Below are 18,955 nucleotides of genomic sequence, written 5' to 3'. Positions count from 1 at the left end.
GGTTAAATTTTAATAAAATTTTGCAACTCGCAATCTATAAAGTAAAAGCGGACAAATCTGTATTTGTCCGCTTTATTATTGATATTAACTGATTAGGCTTTTTCTACTTCAAGTCGCTCGAAGGCTAATACTTTGCTTTCTAATTTTCTGAGTATTACCGTCATAATGCCTGTAATCACTAAATAGATCACACCAGCCATTCCGTAAATGGTTAGAGCATCATACTCCGTGCCATATAATTGGCGAGCGTAGCCCATAATATCCATAATCGTAATAGTTGAGGCAAGCGATGTACCTTTGAAAACTAATATAATTTCATTACTGTAAGACGGTAAAGCTCGTTTTAACGCATAAGGAATTAAAATTTTAAGTGTATCTAAACGGCTTAAACCCAATGCTGCACAGGTTTCCCATTGCCCTTTTGGAATTGCTTTTACCGCACCGTGAAACAATAATGTCGTATATGCGGCACTGTTCAATGATAATGCCAATACGGCACAGAACCAAGCATCTGAAAACAATCCCCATACAGCACTTTGCGTGATCCACTCAAATTGTCCCGGTCCATAATAAATCAGGAAAAACTGAACTAACAATGGTGTACCTGTAAACAGTGTTAAGAAACTATTAACCACCCATTTTACCGGGCGATTTTCCATTGAAAGTAAAAAAGTGAGGCTTACTGCCAATATAAAACCAACAACCAATGCCACTGCCATTAAAGCAAGACTGGTTGGAATACCCTGTGCAATCACGCTCAAATATTCTTGCCACATATTATCTGCCTCCTCTTTCAAAACGAGTAAAACGCAATTCAAGACGGCGGATAAATACCTGACTGATTAAGGTAATCGCTAAATAAATCAAGGCTGCTAAACCATACCAAGTGAACGGTTCGTGAGTACGAGTGTTAATCAAGTCAGTTTGACGCATTAAATCGTGAACACCGATAAGCGAAACCAATGCGGTATCCTTCAGTAATACTAACCATTGGTTACTCAACCCGGGTAAAGCGTGTCGCCATACTTGAGGCATCACAATATGAATAAAAGTATAACTGCGGCTTAAACCAAGAGCTGCTCCAGACTCCCACTGCCCAAGCGGAATAGCTTGAATTGCACCACGCAAACTTTGTGAAGCATAGGAAGCAAAGATGAATGAAAGTGCCACAACACCACAACCGAACGGTCCAACTTCAACATATTGCCCTGTCAGCAATTCCAATACTTCAGGCGTACCAAAATAGATCAAAAAGACAACCAGAATTTCCGGTAAGCCGCGTAGTAATGTTAAAAAAGTACTCGTTGCTTTACGCACAACAGCCCACTTACTTGTTTCTAAGGAAACAAAACCAATAGACAGCACAAAGCCAAGTAGTAAAGAACAAACCGCTAACCCTAAGGTCATTAGGGTTGCGGTGTAAATTAAGGGAAGATAATCAGTAAACATCAGATTATTTTGTCATCCATTTATCGTAGATTTTTTGGTATTCGCCATTCTCTTTAATCGCTTTAATACCTTTATTCAAACTTTCAACCAACTCAGCTTTTGATTTATTTAACGCAATACCTAAGCCGTTGTTAAAGTATTTTTTATCGGTAATTTTTTCGCCAATAAAACCTAACTCAGGGTTTTTATCGAACATTTCTCTTACCACATCAGTATCACCAAAGATAATATCAATACGTCCATTTTTCAGGTCTAAAATAGCATCTTGTAAACTAGCATAAGATGACACTGAATACTGCTTCGCTTCATTTGCAATATATTGTTGGTAAGTGGTACCGTTCTGCACGCCCACTTTTTTCGCTGTTTCAAGCGTTAAACCTTTATCTTTTACCGCAATAAAGCTTGCAGAACTTTCATAATATGGCTCAGAGAATAACACCTGTTTTGCACGAGCTTCTGTGATATCAATTGCTGAAATTGCCGCATCAAAACCACCACGACCTTTCACTAAACTTGGGATTAATGAGTCAAACGACATACTTTTAAAGTGGCAAGTCGCATTAATTTCTTTACAAATCGCATTGGCGATATCCACATCAAAGCCGATGATTTCACCTTTTTCATTAGTTAATTCAAAAGGAGGATAACTTGGTTCCATCGCAAAAGTGATTTCTTGTTGTGCATTTGCCATTGCGGAAGTGGCAATTAAAGTTGCTAAAAGTAATTTTTTCATTGTTGTGTTCCTTATTTTTATTCGGAGTGTGAAAGATAATTTGCAAACTCAGCGGTTTTTGGTTGCATAAAACAACTTGCATCGCCTTGTTCAATAATTGCTCCCTTTTCCATATACACCACTTTCGTTGCTACTTTGCGAGCAACACCAACTTCGTGGGTTACAATCACTTGCGTGATGCCCGTTTGTTGAAGTTCTTTAATAATATCAACAACTTGAGCAGTAATTTCAGGATCAAGGGCTGCAGTCGGTTCATCAAAAAGTAGTACTTGTGGCTGCATCATTAAGGCTCTTGCAATTGCCACACGCTGTTGCTGACCACCGGAAAGATGCAGCGGAAAACGATCTGCAAACTCGCTTAAACGTAAACGTGCCAAGTGTGTTTTCGCACGGCTTATTGCTTCTTCTTTGCTTAACCCAAGCACTTTCATTGGAGCTTCAATTAAGTTTTGCATTACTGTCAAATGTGGCCATAAGTGATATTGTTGAAATACCATTCCCACTTCACGGCGTAATAAACTTACTTCTTTACTATTTGTTTTCGCGGCTAAATCAAATTTATGATTTGCAATTGCTAATGTGCCGGATTGCGGCACTTCCATTAAATTTAATGTACGAATTAAGGTACTTTTGCCAGCCCCACTTGGACCAAGCAAGACAACTGTGTCGCCTTTTTCAATCTCTAAATTAATGTCAAATAAGGCTTGGTTTGAGCCGTAAAAAAAATTGACATTTTGAATGCGAATTGCCATTCGTTAAAATCCTACTACACTTTAAAATAATGAATGAATAGTAATTATTCTTGCATAAATATGCAATAACTTTTTTACTTTATTGTAATTTTTTACTAAAAAATGACCGCTTGTCGAAGTTAAAAGAGTACAAGCGGTTCAATTTCTTCAGAATTTTGCAATTTATTGCGTTATAATTCGCTCAACAGAATTTTAGAATGCTTGATTGAATATGATTAAGACGCTTTTTTCCCTATTTTTAAGCCTGTTGATGATAGGCTCATCTCACGCAGGGCTTTTCTCTTCTAAACCTAAATTTTTAAAAGCGGAAGAAGCCTTTGTTTTTTCGTTAGAAAACCGCAATGAAAACCTGCTACTTAATTGGGACATTGCCGAAGATTATTATCTCTACAAAAAAGAGATCAAAATTACACCACAGAATATTGAACTTGGCGACATCAAATTCCCTGCGGCTGAGCAGTATAATGACGAATTTTTCGGGCAGGTTGAAATTTACCGCAACGAACTACAATTAGCCGTGCCGTTTAAAGACGTTAAAGATAATGCAGCTATTGAGGTGGTTTATCAAGGCTGCACCAAAGGTTTTTGCTACCCACCCGAACGACTAGAACTGAAATTCGATAGTATTCTTACCGCAAACCCTGAAGAACTGGCAGAACAAGCGGTTGAAAATAGCGAAAATTTTGCAAAATCAGAACAAGATAAACTTGCCGATAAGCTATCAAACAACCGCTTTTCGATTTTTTGGTTCTTTGTGCTTGGGTTAGGTTTGGCTTTCACGCCTTGCGTACTGCCAATGTTACCGTTGCTTTCTGCCATTGTGATTGGCAATAAAGAACGCCCTTCTACCGCAAAAGCCCTATTGCTAAGCCTAGCCTATGTTCAAGGTATGGCTCTAACTTATACGTTACTTGGCTTAATTGTAGCGGCAATTGGTTTGCCATTCCAAGTCGCACTGCAAAGCCCGCCTGTATTAATTAGTTTATCCATTGTTTTCATTTTACTCGCTTGCTCAATGTTTGGTTTGTATGAAATCAAACTACCAAATAGCTGGCAACAAAAACTGAATGCAATGAGCCAAAAACAGCAAGGCGGTGCATTTGGCAGTGTTTTTGTAATGGGTATGATCGCAGGATTAATTGCTTCCCCTTGCACTTCAGCCCCTCTTTCAGGTGCATTGCTTTATGTTGCTCAAAGTGGCGATTTATTAACCGGAGGATTAGCTCTTTACTTGTTAGCATTAGGAATGGGGCTTCCGCTTATTCTTATTACACTATTTGGTAATAAAATTCTGCCGAAATCAGGCGAATGGTTGCTAAAAGTCAAAACTGCATTTGGCTTTGTGATGCTTGCCCTACCTGTATTTTTATTAAGCCGCGTGTTGCCAAGCCACTATGAACCCTTTTTGTGGTCGGCACTTGCCGTCGCATTTTTGATTTGGTTATTAGAGACAATTCCATCTCATTCTATAATCAGAAAAATTATCAAAATCTTTTTACTCATTGCTTTAGCTTTTGCCGCTAAGCCTTGGACAGATTTAGCTTGGACCGGCTCTCAAATCGAGAAACAAAATACTCAACACTTAACGTTAGAGCAAATTCACTCACTTGCAGATTTAGAGGCAAAATTGACCGCTTCCAAAGGTAAAAAAGTGATGTTAGATCTCTACGCAGATTGGTGTGTTGCCTGTAAAGAATTTGAAAAATATACATTTACAGATATTAATGTTCAGCAAAAACTCAATGAGATGGTTGTTTTACAGATCGATCTCACCAAAAACTCCACAGAGAACATTGCATTTATGCAGCATTTTAATGTATTAGGTTTACCTACAATCCTGTTTTTTGATGAAAACGGCAATGAATTAAGCCAATCTCGTGTTACCGGTTTTTTAGAAGCGAACCAATTTTTAGACCGGTTAAATAAACTTTAAAAGAATAAAAGGAAGAAAATGAATCAAGAAAACCACAAAATTGAAGATATTATTCGCATTTTTGATGACTGCTTTGCTACCGAATACAATACTCGGTTAGAACGTGGTGGCGATTACCCTATCTATTTACCTGCCTTTTTGGAAGAAAATGGTGTAAAAAGTGAACGCCCTTACAACGTGATTTTATTTGCTCACGGCTACTACAGCAGTGCATTGCACGAAATTGCTCATTGGCTGGTTGCTGGTGAAGAACGCCGAAAATTAGAAGATTTCGGTTATTGGTATGAACCGGACGGTAGATCTGCCGAACGCCAACGTGAATTTGAGAGTGCGGAAGTTAAGCCTCAAGCAATAGAATGGGTACTCGCGACCGCTGCTGGCTTCCGCTATTTTGCGAGTGCCGATAATCTCTCCGGCAACCCGGGCGATAATTCTGCATTCAAACAAGCCGTTTATGACCAAGTAAAACTTTACGCAGAGCGTGGTTACTTACCCAAAAGAGCCGAAACCTTACGTAAAGCCTTATGTGCGTTTTATGGCACGCCCGATGTAATTGACCTAAAACAATTTAATATTGAACGAATTTAGTTGCAAAAATCTGGAAAAATATGACCGCTTGTAAACATTACAAGCGGTTTTTTTGCAAAATTTACACACCTGACAATTTGCTAACATCATCTTCTAATTGATACTTCACTCCCCATCTAATTTCAGCGTACACTTGTTACTTTTTCCTAGATTTATCGGATAAAAATAGTTATATTAGAGTACATTTGTTCACTGAAATTTAAAATTAAAAACAGAATGATGACATCTTTAGACTTCCACTTTATCAATCGTTTTCACCAACAAGCTCAGAGGTTATCTCTCCAACCTGCAGCCCGTTTTCTCCAAAATGGAAAATGGGTGGAGTTGAATTGGGTAACATTGCAAAAACATATTGATGAACTTTCTTACGCTTTGCTAGCTAGTGGTATTGAGGTGCAAGACAAAGTGGCTATTTTTGCACAAAATATGCCTCGTTGGACGATTGCTGATATCGGCACAATGCAAATTCGTGCCGTTAGCGTACCAATTTATGCAACGAATACTGCCAAACAAGTTGAGTATATTTTAAACGATGCCGATATTAAAATTCTCTTTGTTGGCGATCAAGAACAATATGATATTGCTATTGAAATAGCGAACAAGTGTCCACTATTACAAAAAATAGTGGCAATGAAACAGTCTATTAAATTGCGTGATATCAAAATTGCTCAACATTGGCAAGATTTTATTAACGTATCGCCAAATGATACTGAATTGAATCAACGATTAAATGATAAACGTTTAGATGACCTATTCACTCTTATTTATACATCAGGCACAACAGGTGAACCAAAAGGGGTAATGCTAGATTATGCGAATTTAGCTTATCAGCTTCAGGCTCACGATAAAGCACTTCCGAACATCGATGAAAATGATGTATCGCTCTCATTTTTACCCCTTTCTCATATTTTTGAACGGGCTTGGGTCTATTATGTTCTACACCGAGGTGCTATAAACTGTTATTTGGAAGATCCCCATCAAGTTCGTGATGCTCTTACTGCACTAAAACCGACTTTAATGTGTGCTGTACCAAGATTCTATGAAAAAATTTATGCGGCAATATGGGATAAAGTAAATCAAGCACCAAGCCACCGCCAAACCTTGTTTAATTGGGCTATTCGCTCGGCTCAATCCCATTTACTTGGTAAAAAAACAACTTTTTTAAACCGCTTGCAATACATTATTGCTGATAAATTGGTTTTATCCAAATTACGTTCTCTTCTCGGTGGAAAAATCCGTATGATGCCCTGTGGTGGTGCAACACTTGATCCTTCTATAGGTATTTTTTTCCAAAGTATTGGTATTAACATTAAACTTGGGTATGGTATGACTGAAACTACTGCCACAGTTTCCTGCTGGTCAGAGAACAATATCAATGTTCATTCAATTGGTGTCTTAATGCCTGGTACAGAAGTTAAAATCGGTGAAGAAAATGAGATTTTAGTACGAAGCGGAGCCGTTATGAGAGGATATTACAAAAAGCCTGAAGAAACCGCTAAGACTTTCACAGCAGATGGATTTTTGAAAACAGGGGATGCAGGGGAACTCGATGCTCAAGGTAATCTTTATATTACAGATAGAATTAAGGAGTTAATGAAAACCTCAAATGGCAAATATATTGCACCACAATATGTTGAAGGGAAAATTGGTAAAGATAAATTTATAGAACAAATTGCCATTATTGCTGATGCGAAAAAATATGTTTCTGCATTGATTGTCCCTTGCTTTGACAGCCTTGAGGAATACGCCAAGAAACTGAATATCCGCTATCAAGATCGCCTAGAGCTGATAAAAAATGCTGAGGTGGTTAAAATGTTCGAACAACGCATAAATGAATTGCAAAAAGATCTTGCGAGTTTTGAGCAGATACAAAAATTTACCTTATTATCTCAAGCATTTACAACTAAAATGGAAGAAATTACGCCTACCTTAAAACTGAGACGAAAAGTGATTTTAGAACGCTACAAAGAACAAATTGAGCAAATGTATAAGTAGCATAACTCTTTGGGTTTTAAGTGAAATTCACATAAAAGCAGATCGCAATGATCTGCTTTTTGTTATACAGCTGCCGTTACCACAATTTCCACTTTCCAGTTTGGATTAGCCAATTTCGCTTCAACCGCAGCTCTGGGTGGAGCATTATTTTCGGCAACCCATTCGTCCCACGCTCGGTTCATTTCAGCATAGTCTGTCATCTCTTTTAAATAAACCGTTGCCATTAAAATTTTGCTTTTATCGGTGTTAGCTTTTGCTAACCATTTATCAATTTCAGCCAATACTTGCTGGGTTTGAGTATAAGCGTCGGCTGTTTCATCAAGCGGCACTTGCCCTGCTAAATATGCTACGCCATTGTGAATGGCGACTTCTGAGAAGCGATTACCAACTTCAAAACGTTGAATCATATTATTTCCTCTAGCTTTTTAAACATTGTCCTTTATAAGCTTTATGCCCTTTAACTTCCTGTCTAATCTCCATTTTTTGATTAGAAAAATCCGTTACAGTTAATTCAATAGTTTTATTATTTTCAGTATCAGACAGTGAACTAAATAAATTCTCTTCAAATTGTTGTAAAGCAGGATCACGCTGCAATTCAGCCCATATCTCAGCACGATGAGTGCGTTGTAATGACTGGGTTACGATACGATAAACAATTTTATTATTCTGTAAATTCCAACGTCCATTTTGTTGTATAGAATAAATAAAAATCGGTTTTTGGAGCGGGTAATTAATTGTGCCTTGGTTGATAATATTACCGTTTGATGCAAACTTCAGATTATCTATCGTGCTAATATTAAAATCGTCGTAATTAATCGTACATTTCCAATTGCCAATTAATTGGTTAGAATTAGAAATGCTTGATGAACAACCCGCTAATGCGAATGCGGTTAAACCTAAAAAAATTAACTTTTTCATATTCTCTTAAAAAATAAAGCGGTAAAAAAATCGTATTTTTTGACCGCTTGTATGTGATATAAAAATTATTCTACTTTAACAATCCAGCCTTCCGGTGCTTCAACATCACCAAATTGAATGCCTGTTAATTCTGCATATAAACGGCGGGTAATTGGACCGACTTCCGTTTCAGAATGGAAAACGTGGAACTTATCTTTGTGCTGAATACCACCAACAGGGGTGATTACTGCGGCTGTACCGCACGCACCTGCTTCAATAAACTGATCAAGTTGGTCGATATACACATCGCCTTCAATCGCTTCCATACCTAAACGTTCTTTGGCAATATGGAGCAATGAGTATTTGGTAATACTTGGTAAAATTGACTCTGAAATCGGCGTGATAAATTTGTTATCTTTAGTAATACCAAAGAAGTTTGCCGCTCCCACTTCTTCAATTTTCGTGTGCGTTTTCGGATCTAAATAAATTGCATCGGCAAATTTACGGGTTGCCGAACTTTCTTCCACGGCTAATTCGTGTGGTAATAAGCTCGCTGCGTAGTTACCGCCCACTTTTACGCCGCCAGTACCCATTGGAGCAGCACGGTCATAGTCTGTTGTGATAAAGTTAGATGGTGCTAATCCACCTTTAAAATACGCTCCCACCGGGCAGCAAAATACGGAGAAAATAAATTCAGGAGCCGCTCTCACACCAATGTTTTCGCCAACACCAATTAAAAATGGGCGTAAGTAAAGCGTTGCACCAGAACCATAAGGACCTAACCAGTCTTGGTTTGCTTTAACCACTTCCTTGCAAGCACGGATAAATAATTCAGTCGGCACACGTGGCATTAATAAACGATCTGCCGTACGTTGCATACGTTCTGCGTTTTGATCAGGGCGGAATAAGTTGATTGAACCATCTTTGCAGCGGTAAGCCTTTAAGCCCTCAAAACATTGTTGTCCGTAATGTAATGCAGTTGAGCCTTCGTGAATGTGTAATACGTTATCTTGTGTTAATTCGCCTTCATTCCATTTGCCATCTTTCCAGTGTGCAATGAAACGGTAATCGGTTTTAATATAAGAAAAGCCTAAATTAGCCCAATCTAAATCTTTTAATGCCATCTGTTGTGTCCTTTTATTGTATGTTGTGAAGTAATTTGCCATTCTAAAACAAAATGGAGGTTGAAGTAAGGATTTTTCAGAGAAATTGAGTGAAAAAATTAGGACTTAAATTTATATTTTTTTACACTTTATCAGCTATTAAATAGCCTATTCACTCGCTAACATTTTCAGATTGGAGAAACAACCAAGCACCATTGTTTTCCCTAATATAATCCTAATAATTTCAATGAGTTAATCTTACTAGATAAAAAGAAAACTTACTCCCCAGCAGATTTAAATTATCTGGTTATACAAGCGGTCAAAAACGAATAATTTTCTGCAAAATATACCTATCTTTATAATGAATAGCTTTTTCGGTCGATTAGAAACGATTCAAATGAAGCTAGAAGGACTAAGCACTGTGGAATACAGCACTCAGTCCTTGAATTAAATCAATCTAACTTTTCGAGACAGAGCTATTTTTAGCCGCCTTTTTCATCTCTATTAAATTAACCAATAATTCCAAACTGCTGTGCTAAGAATAATAATGCAAAAGCAGTTAAGTAAATTAAGCCAACGACTGCTAACCAGAATAATCCGCCTGTTACACGGTGCTCGCCTTTCAGCACTAATGAGAAGTTTAACCACGCAAAAATTGGCGTTGAAACAAATGATGAAATCATTGCAAATTTCAGCATTGTTGCTACATCACTCATAAATACACTAATAATTAAGATACCAATTGCTGATGTGAGTGTTAGCCAGATCGCTAATTCTGTTTGAGAATGCTCTTTACGGTTCGTTAAAATACGCAATGCTTCTGCATTCGCACGAGAATATCCGTCAATAACTGTAATGGTTGTACCAAACATACACATAAAGGCAATGAATGCAATTAACAGTTTAGACCAATCGCCAATTGCAAAGGCATACATTTTGATCAATTGAGCAATGTATTTTACACCGGCTTGCTCAACTTGTTCGCCTGAACCATATTGTACCAATGCCCCTAATGCTAGGAAAACAATTGCTAAAATGGCTGTGCCAATATAGCCTACGTTGAAGTCAAAAATACCGTCTTGATAGCTGATTTTACTAAAACGTTTTTTAGCAATAACCCACATTGAGTTAATTGCTGAAATTTCAATTGGTGCTGGCATCCAACCCATTAAAGCAACAATAAAACCCAGTGCGGCTAAATTCCACGGAGACGGCTCAATAAAATCAGGGGCAACTGTAATTCCACCCTTTAAAGCCGCAATCACTACTGCAGTTACTGTTGAAACCGTTAGAGCAATCATAATCCATTTAGATAGAGAATCTAAGAAACGATATTTCCCTAAAAGCAATATTCCCCAGGTTACTACAATCACAATTGTCCCTGCCATTGGAATGCTTAAATCAAATGGAACACCTAATGCTGAAAAAATAAATTTTAAGATCGCAGCCGTAACAATGCCTACAGCAGCCGTATTAATCATTGCGGCAATCACATTTAGAATAAAGAAAATAACGAGATAAATACCACCCTTATCTTTATAACCTTCTAATAAACTTTTACCGCTTGAAAGTGTGTATTGCACGCCAAAACGGAAAAACGGATACTTAAACAAGTTCGCTAAAATAATAATAATTGCTAATTGCCAGCCATAAATTGCACCTGCTTGAGTTGAAGCAACAATATGCGAGCCACCTACAGCCGCTGATGCCATTAAAATACCGGGACCCATTGCGGCAAACTTACTTTGCCAAGTTGAACGTTCTACTTGTTGTGTCATATATTCTCCAAAATATGTGTAAGACCTTGAATAAGTTTCCATTCTACTCATAAAATAAAGTAAAAAATAGATGACGAAAAATCTTGTTAAAAAAATGCTAAAATTATTATACTGTTTAATAAATCGAAATTCTTTTATATGGCGACCAGAAAAATAATTTAACAAAATTTAATGCTAAAAATATAACTAAAATCAGATAAAAATAAAATTTGATTTTTTTGCCAAAAATATAGGAAGGATGTGAAACAGAGGTGAATTTGCAAATTTTTAGCCAAATTCAACCGCTTGTAGGCAATAAAAAAGTGCGTTACCGCACTTTTTTATCCATTAAGATGAAATTATTTTGAATAGCGTTGGAATACTAAGCAGGCATTTGTACCGCCGAAACCAAAGCTGTTAGACATAACAGTCGTTAATTCTTTATCTTGGCGTTCAGTTACAATATTCATACCTTCAGCTTGCTCATCGAGGGTTTCAATATTAATGCTTGGTGCGATGAAGTTGTTATCTAACATTAATAATGAGTAAATTGCTTCGTGAGCTCCTGCTGCACCAAGTGAATGTCCAGTCATTGATTTGGTTGAAGAAATAGCAGGCTTTTTATCACCAAATACATTGCGGATTGCCCCCAGTTCTTTTACATCACCCACTGGTGTAGATGTGCCGTGAACATTAATATACTCAATCTCACCATTTACCGTTGCCATTGCTTGTCTCATACAACGCTCAGCACCTTCACCACTTGGAGCTACCATATCATAACCGTCAGACGTTGCACCATATCCCACAATTTCAGCGTAGATTTTAGCACCACGTGCAAGAGCGTGTTCTAATTCTTCTACAACCACAACCGCACCACCACCTGCGATAACGAAACCGTCACGGTTTGCATCATAAGCACGGCTTGCTTTGGTTGGTGTGTCATTATATTTAGAAGATACCGCACCCATTGCATCAAATTCAGTTGCACATTCCCAAGAAAGCTCTTCCGCACCACCTGCAAAAACGATGTCTTGTTTGCCTAATTGAATTAATTCCATTGCGTGACCGATACAATGAGCAGAAGTCGCACAAGCCGAGCTGATCGAATAGTTCACACCACGGATTTTATATGGTGTTGCCAAACAGGCTGACACGCTTGATGCCATTGTTTTCGTTACCGCATAAGGACCAATACCTTTCACGCCACGCGGACCACGCACCGCATCACACGCTACTAATTGACTATGAGCCGAACCTGTACCAGCACCGATAACTAAGCCCGTACGATCGTTAGAAATTTGTTCTTCAGTTAAACCTGAATCTTCAATCGCTTCTTTCATAGAAAGATAAGCATAAGCCGCTGCATCGCCCATAAAACGATAAATTTTACGGTCAATTAGCTCTGCCGGGTTTAATTTAATTGTCCCTGCAACTTGGCTACGCATACCTACTTCAGCAAAATCAGGCACGAATTCAATGCCCGATTTACCTTCTTTTAATGAGGCTAACACTTCTTCTTTATTGTTACCAATACTTGAAATAACACCTAAACCTGTAATAACAACTCTTTTCATTTTGTTTCCTTCATCATTTTTTCTGAAAAAATAGTCAATTCAGCTTACACTTGTTCACTCAAATAAGCTACTAAAACTTGCTTATTTTACACTAAAATTATGACTGGTCTGAACTCTTTTAGAGAAAATTGTATTTTTTACTTTTTTGAGCTATTACCTTATACTATCATTACTTTTCAGCTAAAATGTTAAGTGGATCACATTTTAAAAAGGAAATTAGCGTGAAAACACTCTCCCTTGAAGCTACTACAGCAAAAATAGTAGAAGGAACTGCTATTAAGGCAAGTAAGGGAAATTTTTCCCAAAAATTAGCTTTAACTAAAAAAAGAATTGATAAACTTAATGCTTATCGCATTGAGCGGGCTATTAGTGCCAATAATCAAAGCTTTAGCCACGTTTTTTCATTGCTCCCATTACTTATTCATCTTAACCACCCAAGCCTACCTGCATATGTAGAAAATGCACCGCAAGGTATTTGGCATTTTGAATTATCTGATTATCAAAAAAACTCATTAATGTCTTATAGCTTTCACGAGGCTATTTCCGATCATCATTTAAAAAATCAAACTCATTTTGATGCTCTCTACTGTATGGGGAGCACGGGGTCTATTACTCAAACAAGTCTGTCAGATTTAGATTTATGGTTATGCTATTCAAACACGCTTACTATTGAACAATATAAATTAATGGAGCTTAAAATTACTAAGCTACAAGAATGGGCAAAAACCTTTGATGTAGACATTAATATTTTCTTAATGAACCCGGAGCAGTTTAAAACTCAAACTTACAGTAGCGGTGTAACAGATGAACACAGTGGTTCAGCTCAGCATTTTTTCTTGCTTGATGAATTTTATCGTTCAGCCATACTACTTGCAGGTAAACGCTTACTGTGGTTACATCTGCACAAAGATGAATATCAAACTGCTCATAATAATCCTGAAATTGATTTAACCGAATGGGTAGATTTTGGCGATTTCTCCAGTCTTTCTACGAGCGAATTCTTTGGGGCAAGCCTATGGCAACTCTATAAAGGGATCAATAACCCTTACAAATCAGCCATTAAGATTTTATTGCTGGAATGCTATGCCCACACTTACCCGAAAACAAAATTAATTTCAAAAGAGTTTAAGAAAAAAATTCTGAGTGATGAATCAATTGAATACCATTTTGACCCTTATCTAGCAATGCTTGAGCTAGTTACCGAACATCTTATTACTCGCAAAGAATGGGTAAAATTAGACCGCTTGCGTGTCTGTTTTTATGCAAAAGCGATTGAAGGGGAAATCAGAAAAAACTGGCGTACAGAAGCGTTACAATCTTTGGTTGAGCAATGGTCTTGGAATGAGGCACAAACTACATTATTACAAAATCGCCTAAACTGGAAAATTAAGCAAGTGATGAGCCACGAAAATATGCTGATTGATCACCTGCTACAAAGCTATCGTAACTTAATCCACTTCGCTCGAAAATTCCATCTTAATCCGAGTATTATGACCAATGATACCGACATTTTAATGCGAAGACTTTACTCTGTATTTGAAACTTTGCCGGGTAAAGTGCCGTTAATCAATCCGAAAATATCGCCGAACGTAGCAGAAAATGCCGTAACTTTTATTGAAGTAAAAGCCGGTAGCTCAATGCAACCAGGTTGGTATTTAGTGAATCAAGCACCCAAAAGTCAATATGATTCAAACCTTCGCTATGTTCACTACAACAAAAGCCCGGTTAAACTGATTGCTTGGGGATTTTTTAACGGCATTATAAATGCCAATACCCATTTGCACACGGCGAGCAATAACCTAAATACGCAGAAATTACGCCAATTTATTACCGATTTACGCTTAACTTTCCCGATTCAAGCACCAGAGATGACACAGGAAGATATGTATCATCCGAATAAAATTCGTAACTTAGCGATTGCGATCAATTTAGTGCAAGATCCGACGGAAACCATTACTGACTTGCCTAAAAAAGTTTGCCAAAGTGATCTATTTAATTTTGGTAAAACGCAAAAAACCTTAGTCGGTAGTGTCAGCATTATTTACCGAAATGTTTGGAATGAAATCCGCACTCAGCATTTCGACGGCGAAGATGCCATTTTAAAAGCACTGAAATTAGTTTCTAATCGAATTTATCAAAGTGCAGCCTCACCAAATTCCGTGAATATTTTTTGCTATAGTAAATATTTACGCAGCGATCTTCGTGAGTTTGTTGCTGATTTAGTGCATAAATGTATTGCAATTCAAACAGGTTGTTTACTGCACGCCGATGAGCTACGCCACTTAAAAATTGCGGGCAAAACGTGGCAAGTGATCTTCCGTAAACAGACTGTTGGCATTAAGCAGATTGAAGAACAAGCGGTCGAAAATCGTGAAAACGTTGCAAATCTAACCGCTGATATAGCCAAAGAGAAAAAACCATTTCCTCAAAAAATCAGCGAATTTGCCAGCGAAGGCTTTTTGCAATTCTTCTTTGAAGATAACCAAGATAGCAGTTTTAATGTGTATGTGGTTGATGAAAAAAATAGTGTGGAAAGTTACTATAATTGTTCCGGCAATAAAGAAGAAAAAATCCGAAAAATCAATAAATTACAACACAATAAACAGCAGAAGGAAGAAACAGATATCTCATTTGGCAGCTTTAACCACCCACAATTTTATCAACTTATTTCTCCCAATGGCGAGTTGTCTATTGTGCCGTTCCAAAGCCGCCAACATTTAGACTACCTCGCTGCTCAAGAAAGTAAATGCTAAATTACTCAAACATAATGAAGGGCTGCGTTTAAAAGCAGCCCTTGAACCATTTTTATTGATTAAAGCTTCACTGGCTCAATAATTTCACTCGGGTAGCAACCTAACACTTTAAGATAGCTAGTTACTTCTTCAAGTTCTATCAACGCTTTTTGCGTATTTTCGGAATGAATATTCGCTTCTAATTCCACATAAAACATCTCTTCCCAAGGCTTACCATAAATCGGACGAGATTCTAGTTTTGTCATACGGATATTATGGGTTTTGAATACCATCAACGCATCTACCAATGCACCGGCTTGTTGAGTGGTAGTCATCAATAATAAAGTTTTAGTTTGTACCTGTGGTGAGACTTTCACCGCTTCCTTAGATAACACAATAAAACGGGTGATATTATTCGGCTGATTGGCAATCTCGGTTTTAATGCTAGTTAAACCATAGAGCTTACCGCCATCTTCATTTCCTAATGCAACAATATTCGGCTTATTCAAACGTGCCACCATTTGCATTGCGTGCGAGCTGCTTTCGCAATATTTGATATGCACTTTATCTAGGGTTGCCAAAAATTGGCTACATTGCTGTGCCGGCTGTGGGTGGGTGTAAACGGTATCTACTTCCGCTAAATCCACATTGCCGTTTGCCAATACACAATGTTTGATCGGATAAGCCAACTCGCCCACTAAGGTTAAATCCGTATGCTGCAACAAATCATAGACTTCATTGATAGAGCCTGAAGTGGTATTTTCGAGTGGCAGCACGCCAAACTCCGCCTCGCCCGAACTGACTTTTTCAAACACTTCATCAAAAGAGCCACAGCTTAGCTCCAGCAACGCCCCTTGATATTTTTTGGCAAATTGACGAGAAGCCATATTGGAATAGGAACCTCGTATTCCCAAAAAGGCGATGGAAGTCTGATCTTCTTTTTGAGCATTGAGTTTATTTTGCAGATAAGTTTGCTGAGTCAGCACTGAATCTTCAATAATGCGTTGGAAAATTTGGGTAACATATTGCGGATCGAGCTGATAATTCTCTGCTTCCGAAAAATTAACTAATTCTTGCAATAACGCTTTTTCACGCTCTAAATCTCGCAGCGGTTTTTGCGTGATTTCCTTGCTACGCACCACATCAAATGCCAAACGGTGGCGTTCGGCAAGTAGCTTTAATAAATTGCGATCAAGGGTGGTAATTTGTGTTCGAATATCGGATAAATCTAAAGACATAGGTACGTTCTCGTTATAATTAATGTTGGAAATTATAACCTGTTCCCAAAGAAAGAAAAGACAAGCGGTCAAATCTGCAAAAAATTTTGCAATTTTGACCGCTTGGTTGTTTTCATTTAACGCTAGTTTGCACCACAGGTTTCAGATGCCGTGTTACCCCAAATCCCTTTGTGTCTGAGTAACGCATCAAGGGTTGGTTTTCTACCTCTGAAGCGTTCAAATAGCACCATTGGCTCTTCTGAGCCGCCACGGGTTAAGATATTATCTAAGAAAGATTGTCCGGTTTCCGCATTGAAAATACCTTCTTCCTCAAAACGTGAATAAGCATCTGCTGAAAGCACTTCCGCCCATAAGTAGCTGTAGTAGCCTGCTGCATAGCCACCGGCAAAAATATGCGAGAAACTGTGTGGGGTTCTTGCCCACTCCACGCCTTTTGCCACCGCCACTTTTTCTTTCACTTCTTTTAACAATGCCAATACTTGACCTTGTTTGTTTGGGCCGTACTCGGTGTGTAGGCGGAAATCGAACAAGCCGAACTCTAATTGGCGTAATACAAACATCGCCGCTTGGAAGTTTTTCGCCGCTAATAATTGCTCTAATTTCGCTTTTGGTAACGGCTCTCCGGTTTCGTAATGCCCTGAAATAAAGGCAAGTGCCTCTTCTTCCCAACACCAGTTTTCTAAGAATTGGCTTGGTAATTCCACCGCATCCCACGGCACGCCGTTAATGCCGGCAACATCGCCCACCTCAATTTCAGTCAGCATATGATGAATACCGTGTCCAAATTCGTGGAATAAAGTGGTGACTTCATCGTGAGTAAACAATGCCGGTTTGTCGCCAATCGGCTTGTTAAAGTTACAGGTTAAATAGGCAACCGGTTTTTGCAGTGAACCGTCTGCCAAGCGTTTTTGGTTGATGCAATCGTCCATCCACGCCCCGCCACGTTTGTTTTCTCGAGCGTATAAATCAAGGTAGAATGAACCACGCAAGCGGTCATTTTTATCAAAAATATTGAAAAAACGCACATCTTTATGCCAAACATCTACACCTTGTTGTTCTTCCACACGCATACCGAAAACACGTTTCATCACTTCAAACAAGCCTGAAAGCACACGATTTTCCGGGAAGTAAGGGCGAAGTTCTTCATCATTCACTGAATATAACGCTTGTTTTTGTTTTTCGCTGTAGAAAGTGATGTCCCATAAATCCAAATGCTCTACGCCAAAGTTTTCTTTGGTGAATTTTTTCAATTCGCACAATTCGTTTTTACCTTGTGCTTTTGAGCGAGTGGCTAAATCGTTTAAGAAATCCAATACTTGTTGCGGATTTTCTGCCATTTTAGTGGCTAGGGAATAATCCGCATAGGTTTTAAAGCCAAGCAGTTGTGATCTTTCGTGGCGTAATTTTAAGATTTCATCAATAATGGCACTGTTATCCCATTTTCCCGCATTTGGGCCTTGATCTGAGGCGCGGGTTACAAAAGCTCTGTACATTTCTTCACGTAGTGCTTTGTTTTCGCAGTAAGTCATCACTGGCAGATAGCTTGGAAATTCAAGGGTAAAGCGGTAGCCTTTTTTGCCTTTGCTTTCAGCGGATAATTTTGCGGCTTCAAGTGCCGATTCCGGCAAGCCTTTCAGTTGGGATTCATCAGTAATTACAATATCCCAACCCATTGTGGCATCTAGCACGTTATTGCTAAATTGTGAGCTAAGTTCCGATAAACGAGCGGAAATTTCGCCATAGCGTTTTTGTTTATCGGCAGGCAAAGAGATGCCTGATAATTCAAAATCTTGTAGGCTGTTTTCAATCGCTTTTTTCTGTGCGGCGGAATAATTCGCAAATTCAGGGCTATTTTTTAGTTTTACATAGCCTTGATATAAGCCTTGATGTTGCCCAGCCCAAGTGCTGTATTCCGATAATAATGGTAAACAGGCTTGATATTCTTCACGCAATTCAGGGGAGTTTTTAACGCCATTCAAATGCCCGACCGGTGACCACGCACGAGAGAATTTATCACCCGCCATTGCTTGTGGCATATAGAAATTTTCCCACGTTGGGTTTTCAATTTTTGCCACCGCCTCAATGGTTTCACGACATTCTTTAATCACGGCTTCCACCGCAGGTTTGATATGTTCAGGTTTGATTTTGGAAAACTCAGGCAAGCCTGTGTAATTTAAAAGAGGGTTAGACATTGTTTTTCC

General features: G+C 38.4%; 15 protein-coding genes. 4 read left to right on the top strand and 11 right to left on the bottom strand.

The window, feature by feature from the left end; all coding sequences use genetic code 11:
- Positions 1-92: 92 nt before the first annotated feature.
- The 4 genes from artM to artP are packed head-to-tail and all read right to left on the bottom strand — an operon-like array spanning position 93 to position 2,934.
- A complete protein-coding gene (gene artM / locus ACJHV0_RS07940) occupies positions 93-776 on the bottom strand; it encodes an arginine ABC transporter permease ArtM (protein WP_025216874.1) in 684 nt (227 codons plus the stop codon).
- A gap of 1 nt (position 777) precedes the next feature.
- Positions 778-1,449 carry an arginine ABC transporter permease ArtQ gene (artQ, locus tag ACJHV0_RS07935; RefSeq protein ID WP_025216873.1) on the bottom strand — a complete coding sequence of 224 codons (672 nt, stop codon included), beginning with the start codon at positions 1,447-1,449 and terminating at the stop codon, positions 778-780.
- 4 nt (positions 1,450-1,453) lie between these two features.
- Positions 1,454-2,182, bottom strand: coding sequence for a transporter substrate-binding domain-containing protein (locus tag ACJHV0_RS07930; protein ID WP_283387009.1), 729 nt, complete (start codon positions 2,180-2,182; stop codon positions 1,454-1,456).
- 17 nt (positions 2,183-2,199) lie between these two features.
- Positions 2,200-2,934: an arginine ABC transporter ATP-binding protein ArtP gene (gene artP, locus ACJHV0_RS07925; RefSeq protein ID WP_483133857.1), complete on the bottom strand. Its 735-nt coding sequence runs from the start codon at positions 2,932-2,934 to the stop codon at positions 2,200-2,202.
- Positions 2,935-3,145: 211 nt separating this feature from the next.
- Between artP and ACJHV0_RS07920 the strand changes: the two genes are divergently transcribed.
- From ACJHV0_RS07920 to ACJHV0_RS07910, 3 genes are all read left to right on the top strand, one after another.
- Positions 3,146-4,867, top strand: a complete 1,722-nt coding sequence (locus ACJHV0_RS07920) for a protein-disulfide reductase DsbD (protein ID WP_483133856.1) — start codon at positions 3,146-3,148, stop codon at positions 4,865-4,867.
- An 18-nt stretch (positions 4,868-4,885) separates the two neighbouring features.
- Positions 4,886-5,455, top strand: coding sequence for an elongation factor P hydroxylase (locus ACJHV0_RS07915; protein ID WP_483133855.1), 570 nt, complete (start codon positions 4,886-4,888; stop codon positions 5,453-5,455).
- Positions 5,456-5,674: 219 nt separating this feature from the next.
- Entirely contained in the window at positions 5,675-7,450 is a 1,776-nt protein-coding gene (locus ACJHV0_RS07910) for an AMP-dependent synthetase/ligase (RefSeq protein ID WP_483133858.1), read from the top strand.
- Positions 7,451-7,512: 62 nt separating this feature from the next.
- Here ACJHV0_RS07910 and ACJHV0_RS07905 read toward each other — a convergent pair whose 3' ends face one another.
- The 5 genes from ACJHV0_RS07905 to fabB all read right to left on the bottom strand — a co-directional run bounded on the left by ACJHV0_RS07905 (position 7,513) and on the right by fabB (position 12,784).
- Complete coding sequence (locus ACJHV0_RS07905) at positions 7,513-7,857, bottom strand: RidA family protein (protein ID WP_025235483.1); 345 nt, start codon at positions 7,855-7,857, stop codon at positions 7,513-7,515.
- Positions 7,858-7,867: 10 nt separating this feature from the next.
- On the bottom strand, positions 7,868-8,368 hold the full coding sequence (locus tag ACJHV0_RS07900) for a membrane lipoprotein lipid attachment site-containing protein (protein ID WP_483133854.1): 501 nt from the start codon (positions 8,366-8,368) through the stop codon (positions 7,868-7,870).
- A 65-nt stretch (positions 8,369-8,433) separates the two neighbouring features.
- Positions 8,434-9,513, bottom strand: a complete 1,080-nt coding sequence (locus ACJHV0_RS07895) for a branched-chain amino acid aminotransferase (protein ID WP_483133853.1) — start codon at positions 9,511-9,513, stop codon at positions 8,434-8,436.
- A gap of 446 nt (positions 9,514-9,959) precedes the next feature.
- Complete coding sequence (locus ACJHV0_RS07890; protein WP_334232032.1) at positions 9,960-11,228, bottom strand: NRAMP family divalent metal transporter; 1,269 nt, start codon at positions 11,226-11,228, stop codon at positions 9,960-9,962.
- Positions 11,229-11,566: 338 nt separating this feature from the next.
- Positions 11,567-12,784: a beta-ketoacyl-ACP synthase I gene (gene fabB, locus ACJHV0_RS07885; RefSeq protein WP_283387001.1), complete on the bottom strand. Its 1,218-nt coding sequence runs from the start codon at positions 12,782-12,784 to the stop codon at positions 11,567-11,569.
- A gap of 221 nt (positions 12,785-13,005) precedes the next feature.
- On the opposite strand from fabB, the gene ACJHV0_RS07880 reads away from it, so the two are divergent.
- Positions 13,006-15,537 carry a class I adenylate cyclase gene (locus ACJHV0_RS07880; RefSeq protein WP_334238110.1) on the top strand — a complete coding sequence of 844 codons (2,532 nt, stop codon included), beginning with the start codon at positions 13,006-13,008 and terminating at the stop codon, positions 15,535-15,537.
- 59 nt (positions 15,538-15,596) lie between these two features.
- Here the strand turns inward: ACJHV0_RS07880 and ACJHV0_RS07875 are convergent, their stop codons facing one another.
- Entirely contained in the window at positions 15,597-16,754 is a 1,158-nt protein-coding gene (locus tag ACJHV0_RS07875) for a chorismate mutase (protein WP_483133852.1), read from the bottom strand.
- A 122-nt stretch (positions 16,755-16,876) separates the two neighbouring features.
- Entirely contained in the window at positions 16,877-18,946 is a 2,070-nt protein-coding gene (prlC, locus tag ACJHV0_RS07870; protein WP_483133851.1) for an oligopeptidase A, read from the bottom strand.
- Positions 18,947-18,955: the final 9 nt, after the last annotated feature.

Source organism: Mannheimia sp. (assembly GCF_056854775.1).
Note: the sequence above shows the minus strand (reverse complement) of the source record. Positions and strands in the feature narration are given on the sequence as shown.

Bases quoted from the DNA above. Each gene is read 5' to 3' on its own strand.
- fabB (WP_283387001.1), bottom strand. From the start codon at position 12,784: ATGAAAAGAGTTGTTATTACAGGTTTAGGTGTTATTTCAAGTATTGGT.
- ACJHV0_RS07915 (WP_483133855.1), top strand. From the start codon at position 4,886: ATGAATCAAGAAAACCACAAAATTGAAGATATTATTCGCATTTTTGAT.
- ACJHV0_RS07910 (WP_483133858.1), top strand. From the start codon at position 5,675: ATGACATCTTTAGACTTCCACTTTATCAATCGTTTTCACCAACAAGCT.
- prlC (WP_483133851.1), bottom strand. From the start codon at position 18,946: ATGTCTAACCCTCTTTTAAATTACACAGGCTTGCCTGAGTTTTCCAAA.
- ACJHV0_RS07875 (WP_483133852.1), bottom strand. From the start codon at position 16,754: ATGTCTTTAGATTTATCCGATATTCGAACACAAATTACCACCCTTGAT.
- ACJHV0_RS07930 (WP_283387009.1), bottom strand. From the start codon at position 2,182: ATGAAAAAATTACTTTTAGCAACTTTAATTGCCACTTCCGCAATGGCA.
- ACJHV0_RS07895 (WP_483133853.1), bottom strand. From the start codon at position 9,513: ATGGCAAATTACTTCACAACATACAATAAAAGGACACAACAGATGGCA.
- artM (WP_025216874.1), bottom strand. From the start codon at position 776: ATGTGGCAAGAATATTTGAGCGTGATTGCACAGGGTATTCCAACCAGT.
- ACJHV0_RS07890 (WP_334232032.1), bottom strand. From the start codon at position 11,228: ATGACACAACAAGTAGAACGTTCAACTTGGCAAAGTAAGTTTGCCGCA.
- ACJHV0_RS07920 (WP_483133856.1), top strand. From the start codon at position 3,146: ATGATTAAGACGCTTTTTTCCCTATTTTTAAGCCTGTTGATGATAGGC.
- ACJHV0_RS07905 (WP_025235483.1), bottom strand. From the start codon at position 7,857: ATGATTCAACGTTTTGAAGTTGGTAATCGCTTCTCAGAAGTCGCCATT.
- artQ (WP_025216873.1), bottom strand. From the start codon at position 1,449: ATGTTTACTGATTATCTTCCCTTAATTTACACCGCAACCCTAATGACC.
- ACJHV0_RS07900 (WP_483133854.1), bottom strand. From the start codon at position 8,368: ATGAAAAAGTTAATTTTTTTAGGTTTAACCGCATTCGCATTAGCGGGT.
- artP (WP_483133857.1), bottom strand. From the start codon at position 2,934: ATGGCAATTCGCATTCAAAATGTCAATTTTTTTTACGGCTCAAACCAA.